3 protein-coding genes are annotated in these 3,518 nt (G+C 30.7%); all 3 read right to left on the bottom strand.

Annotated elements, in window-relative coordinates; all coding sequences use genetic code 11:
* Window positions 1-940, bottom strand: a 940-nt coding sequence (locus tag ACMUOV_RS05665; protein ID WP_413854136.1) for a UDP-N-acetylglucosamine--N-acetylmuramyl-(pentapeptide) pyrophosphoryl-undecaprenol N-acetylglucosamine transferase, incomplete at its 3' end; no start/stop codon positions are given.
* The gene (locus ACMUOV_RS05660; RefSeq protein ID WP_413854135.1) at window positions 933-2,099 is read right to left on the bottom strand and encodes an FtsW/RodA/SpoVE family cell cycle protein; all 1,167 of its coding nucleotides are present in this window, start codon (window positions 2,097-2,099) and stop codon (window positions 933-935) included. The genes ACMUOV_RS05665 and ACMUOV_RS05660, both read right to left, overlap by 8 nt.
* A 1-nt stretch (window position 2,100) precedes the next feature.
* Window positions 2,101-3,447: a UDP-N-acetylmuramoyl-L-alanine--D-glutamate ligase gene (gene murD / locus ACMUOV_RS05655; RefSeq protein ID WP_413854134.1), complete on the bottom strand. Its 1,347-nt coding sequence runs from the start codon at window positions 3,445-3,447 to the stop codon at window positions 2,101-2,103.
* Between the last annotated feature and the right edge of the window lie 71 nt (window positions 3,448-3,518).

The raw sequence follows: 3,518 nt of genomic DNA, 5'->3' as shown, positions 1-3,518 counted from the left end.
CTTCCAAAAAATTTAATTTTGAAACTGTTTTGGCATTTAGAAATTGATGGTTTTCGGTTGCGTAAGGATACGGAACAAAAATACCTTTTAAACCGTAAAGTTCAACTTCTTTAACCGTTCCGGAACCGGCTCTGCATACTACCATATCAAAACTAGCATAAGCATTGCCGATATCGTGCATATAATCTGCAACATATTTTTTATAAGGGATTTTACCGTAAATATATTTTGTTTCGGTATAATTATTTTTACCCGTTATGTGAATAAACTGAATTTTATCCTTGTATTTCTTGTATAGAATTTCTGCTGCGGAAGCAGTGATGGAATTAAGTTTCTTTGCACCCAAACTTCCGCCGAAAACAAATACGGTAAAAACCGAAGGGTCTAAATTTAAGTGTTTACTTGCTTGTTGCCTTGAAATACCGAATAAATCTTTACGAACAGGGTTTGAAGTATAAACAACTTTTTCTTTTACTTTATCAAAATATTTTTGAGATGCTTTAAAACTTATCGCTATTTTATTTACATAGTTTGCCAAAAATTGATTTGCTACACCGGCAACCGCATTTTGCTCGTGAAGTAAAACCGGGATTTTTTTAAATTTTGCGGCAAGAACTACCGGAACTTCCAAATATGCCCCCATGCCAACTACAACTTTCGGTTTAATTTCTTTTAATATTTTATTTGCATCAAAAACGGCTTTAACCAATTTAAAAGGAAATAATAACAAAGATAACGATTTTTTTCTTATTGCCGGAGAATCGAATTTTAAATTTTTATATTTGTAACCTGATTGTGAAACAATATTAAATGCCGTTAAATTTGATGTGTTAATAATAAAAACGGGATTGTAATTGCTTTGTTTTAATTGTTCGGCAACGGCTATTCCGGGGTAAACATGTCCTCCGGTTCCGCTTGTAACGATTAAAATATTATCCATAATGTTTTTTTCTCCCGTTTTTTGAAATATTAACCAATATTCCCATTGCCAAAAGAGAATATATCATTGACGAACCGCCGTAAGATATAAAAGGTAAAGGCATACCTTTTGTCGGCAACAATCCTATAGACATTCCCATATTTATGGATGCCTGAATAAGTATCATTGCCCCCAATATAAAAGATAATAATTTACCGAATAAATCTTTACAATTTTTACTTATTTTTAAAGCTCTGTGCAGCAAAATTATAAAAAGAGAACATAAAAATAAAACGCCTACAAGTCCCCACTCTTCTCCTATTACGGGAAAAATAAAATCGGTATGCATTTCAGGTAATTGCAGACGAACATCAGTATTTAATTTACCGAATATTCCACCGGAGCCGAATGCACCTGCTGCTATTTGAACATTATCGGATGCTTTTGTGAAATCAAAAACGGATTTTCCGTAATCCATTATTCTTTTTACTCTGTATTTTTGTGTAAATATCAATAACGTGGCAACAGAACCTAAAACCATTGAAATTAAAAATATTATTATAAACCTAAGTCCGGATAAATTAAGCAATATCAACCATATCAGTCCGATAAAAACTATTGTTCCCAAATCCCTTTGAAGCGCAATTAAAATGCAAAACACAACCAAATATATTATTGGAACTATGATATTTGAAATGTCTTTTAAAATGTCTTTCTTTTTTGAAAGGAAATCAACAACCATTATTGCAAATGTAAGTTTTGCAAATTCCGAAGGTTGTAAAGTAAACGGACCTAATGCTATCCATCTTGTTGCGCCGTTAGTGTTTTTCCCGTGAACTAAAACCAATACCAGTAAAAAGATAGTTACACCGAGTATTACCCATTTTATTTTTTTATTTTTCAGAATATTATAATCAACGCAAAATGCGGTAAATATAAAGCAAATACAACCTGCAAACATAAATAAAATATGTTTCATCAAAAACGAATAATGAGAATAGCCGTAACGGATTTTTGCCAAAACAGGTGTTACGGATATGCTGAAATAAAGCCCTATAATAAGCAAAACGGCAATTACACCTATAAGTGTAACATCGTAGTCCTGTATATTTTTTATTTCTTTAACCGGATTGTGAAAATATTTTTTAATTTCCTTAAAAAATTTCTTTATTTCTTTCATTTTATTTTAAAGCCGATACAATTTGTTTGAATACTCTGCCTCTGTCTTCAAAATCTTTAAATTGGTCAAAAGATGCGCAAGCAGGAGAAAACAATACAATATCACCGGAAACGGCAAGTTTTTGTATAATTTTTATTGCATTAAAAATTGTTCCGGCATTATACATTTTTACCGAACCTTTTAATGCTTTTTTTATTATCGGAGCAGCTTCACCTATAAGAACGATATTTTTTACTTTTTCTTTTATTAAATTGAAAATAGGTGTATACGGACTGCCTTTATCCTGACCGCCCAAAATTAAATGTATATTTTTATCAAATGCTTCCAATGCCACTTTTGTAGAATCAACATTTGTTCCTTTAGAGTCGTTATAATATTTTACACCTCTTAAATTCCTGACAAATTCTATTCTGTGCTCAACACCTTTAAACAAAGAAACAGCTTTTTTAATAATTTCCAATTTAATTCCCGCACAATATGCAGCAGCAATCGAAGCTAAAATATTATCAATATTATGTTTTCCCAATAATTTTACGGGTATTGAAAAATTTTCTTTTTTTGCTTTGTCTTTTAATGTAAATATGCCGTTGTTATATGAAATACATTGTTTTGAGGTAGTATCGTTAAATGCAAATTTTGTTGCTTTGCTTTTTAAAATTTCTTTTTTTAATATTTTATCTTCACAATTGTAAATTAAGAAATTTTTATTAGTTTGATTTTTAAAAATATTTGCTTTTGCTTTTATATAATTTGCCATTGTTTTATGGTGTTTTAAATGGTCCGGGGTTATGTTTAACGAAACCGATATTTCCGGTTTAAAAGAAGGTGAATCTTCAAGTTGATAAGAAGATAATTCCAAAACAAGTATGGTATCAGAATTTATTTTGTTAACAACCGACGATATCGGATAGCCGATGTTTCCGGCTACAACGGCATTTTTATATTCTTTTTTTATTATTTTATAAATTAAAGTGGTAGTAGTAGTTTTTCCGTTAGTTCCTGTTACCGCTATTATTTTTTTGCATCTGATAAAATTTAAAGCAAAATCCAACTCGCTTATAATCGGAATTTTTTTCTTTTTTGCAAGTTTTAAAACAGGTAAATCCGAAGCAAGCCCCGGACTTTTTACAATAATATCGGCTTGTAATACCTTATCGGAATGTTGCCCGAATTCGCAGCGAACGGCTTTATTTAATCCCATTTGTTTATATGTTTTTTGTTTTCCGCTGTCACTTGCAAAAACTTTAAAACCTTTTTTAACGGCTAAATTTGCTGCCGCTATTCCTGATTTACCTAACCCTAAAACTGTTATGACCGAATCTTTTTTACATAATTGTTTTATTTTCATTTTATCTTACCTTTAACGATGCAATTGCCAAAATTGCAAGAATAATACCTATTATCCAAAACCTTATTGTT

The sequence above is a fragment of the Candidatus Ruminimicrobium bovinum genome, from assembly GCF_902760015.1.
GTDB classification, from domain to species: domain Bacteria; phylum Elusimicrobiota; class Endomicrobiia; order Endomicrobiales; family Endomicrobiaceae; genus Ruminimicrobium; species Ruminimicrobium bovinum.
Note: the sequence above shows the minus strand (reverse complement) of the source record. Positions and strands in the feature narration are given on the sequence as shown.

What these genes read in the sequence shown, in the direction of transcription:
- ACMUOV_RS05660 (WP_413854135.1), bottom strand. Translation starts at nt 2,099, where the DNA reads ATGAAAGAAATAAAGAAATTTTTTAAGGAAATTAAAAAATATTTTCAC.
- murD (WP_413854134.1), bottom strand. Translation starts at nt 3,447, where the DNA reads ATGAAAATAAAACAATTATGTAAAAAAGATTCGGTCATAACAGTTTTA.